This is a genomic window from Lelliottia nimipressuralis (assembly GCF_004115925.1).
Taxonomy (GTDB): domain Bacteria; phylum Pseudomonadota; class Gammaproteobacteria; order Enterobacterales; family Enterobacteriaceae; genus Enterobacter; species Enterobacter nimipressuralis.
The window spans coordinates 1-2,155 of the sequence record NZ_SDDX01000024.1; the positions used below are offsets into that span (position 1 = coordinate 1).

Annotated in this window: 2 protein-coding genes; both read left to right on the forward strand. The window is 60.9% G+C overall.

The window, feature by feature from the left end:
* A partial coding sequence (locus ETG88_RS18730) for a fimbria/pilus outer membrane usher protein (protein WP_164971816.1) occupies positions 1-1,320 on the forward strand: 1,320 nt, incomplete at its 5' end.
* A 12-nt stretch (positions 1,321-1,332) separates the two neighbouring features.
* The gene (locus tag ETG88_RS18735) at positions 1,333-2,055 is read left to right on the forward strand and encodes a fimbrial biogenesis chaperone (protein ID WP_252152570.1); all 723 of its coding nucleotides are present in this window, start codon (positions 1,333-1,335) and stop codon (positions 2,053-2,055) included.
* Positions 2,056-2,155 lie beyond the last annotated feature (100 nt).

A 2,155-nucleotide genomic window follows, 5' to 3' on the forward strand; every position in this document is an offset into this window, starting at 1 on the left:
GGGTACCAGTCCATGGCCCTGAGCAGTGCGGTGAACCTCGGCGTGCTGGGCAGCGTGTCGCTCGACTGGGCGCTGGAGCGCCACCAGTCGGCAACTGACAGCGACAGCACCGGTGACGAAGACATCAGCGACAACGGCCGCGCGCTGCGCCTGCTGTACGCCCGGCGTTTTGACAGCACCGATACGTCCCTGCAGGTGATGGGTTTTCGCTATCAGAGCAAAGATTTTATGGATTTCCCGGACTATGCCAGCTGGCGCTGGGGCGACAGCAACACCCGCAGTCACCGCAAAAACGAGGTGCAGGCCACCCTTAACCAGGGGATGGGCGATTTCGGCAACGGCTATCTGACCCTGCAACAGGACAGCTATTACGACTCGGAGGCGCGCGACACCTCCCTGACGCTGGGCTACAGCTTCATGATTAAATTTGTGAACGTCAGTCTGAACTACAGCTATCAGAAAAATTCCGGCGCGGGTGACGATAGTGATAATGACCGCCAGTTCTCGCTGAACTTATCGATACCGCTCGATGCGGGCGACCGCAACAGCCGCACCCTGTCGGTGAGCACCAACAGCAGCAATCATGACAGCGGCTCGCAGATGGCGACGGTGTCCGGAACGGAGCTGGACAATGCCCTGAGCTATTCCGTGTCGGCCCAGCACGACAGCAGCGGGTATTCGCCCGCCGCGTCGATGGCGTATCGCAACAGCATGGTCAACATGAACGTCAGCGCCAGCACCAGCCGGGGCAGCAGCCAGTACTCGGCAGGCGCCTCCGGCGGCGTGGTCGCCTACGGTGACGGCATCGTGCTCTCGCAGCAGCTGGGGGACACCATCGCGATTATCGAAACGCCGGGCGCCAGAGACATCAGCGTGGAAGGCCAGCCGGGGGTCTCGACCAACCGCTGGGGCCGTGCCGTGGTGCCGTCGGTGTCGGCCTATCGTGATAACCCGCTGTCGCTCGACACGCGTCACGCCGCCGACAACGTCGAGCTGATTGATGCCGGGCAGAACGTCATTCCGACCCACGGCGCCGTGGTTGTGCGCCGTTTTCAGACCAAAGTAGGACGCCGTGCGATTGTGATGTTATCACTCCCGGACGGCAAAACCGCCCCGTTTGGCGCCAGTGCGTGGCAGGAGAAGGAGCAGGTCGGCATGGTGGCCGATAACGGACTGTTGTACCTCAACGGCATTCTGGCCGACGGGAGCGCAACGCTGCATGTGGATCTGGGCAATCACGCTCAGTGCCAGTTCACATTACCGGATGCCGGAGGCCCTTCTGAGCCCTGGTACCAGCAAATTAATGCGGTTTGCCGCTAAGCAGAGAACATCATGAAACTCACTAAACTTGCCGTTCCCGCTCTGATGAGCCTCCTGTTACTGACGAATGCCGCCTCCGCGGCGGTGCGCCCGGCGCTGACCCGCGTCGTGGCCCTGGAAAGTGATAAAGAAACGTCGATTAAATTACTCAACGACGACACCACTCAGGACTACCTGGTCCAGTCGTGGGTGGAAGACCTGAAAGGCAGCGATAAAAACCTGCCGCTCATCCTCACGCCGCCGCTGTTTAAAATCGGGGCCGGGCGCGAGGGCAAGCTGCGTATGGTAATCCTGCCGGGCCGCATTCCGCAGGACCGCGAGTCGGTGTACTGGCTGTGGATCCAGGAAGTGCCGCCGGTCAGCAAAGTGAAAGGCAACCAGCTGCAGGTGGCGGTGCGCACGCGTCTGAAAATCTTCCTGCGCCCGACGACGCTGTCCGAAAAACCGGCTGAGACGGTCAGTAAACTGCAGTGGCAGGTGAGCCACGACGGCGGCAAAGCCTGGCTGGTAGTGAAAAACCCGACGCAGTATTACGCCAGCTTCTCTGAGCTTTCGGTCACGACTGGCGGCAGCGCGCAGCCGGTGGCGGATAAAAGGAGCATGGTGCCGGCCAAAGGCGAAATGCGTTACGCGCTGCCGGCGGGGGTGAGCGGTAAAGCGGGCACGCTGAATTATTCGCTGATGAATGATTTCGGGGGGGAATCCCCGGTTCAGCATCAGTCCCTGACATTCTGACGGACACTGATTATGAAACTCTGGTGTGGCCTGCTGTTGTGTCTGCTGCCTGCCTTCAGTTGGGCAGGGGCGTTGCACTGTGATATTGACACCGGGGGGG

What these genes read in the sequence shown, in the direction of transcription:
- ETG88_RS18735 (WP_252152570.1), top strand. Translation starts at nt 1,333, where the DNA reads ATGAAACTCACTAAACTTGCCGTTCCCGCTCTGATGAGCCTCCTGTTA.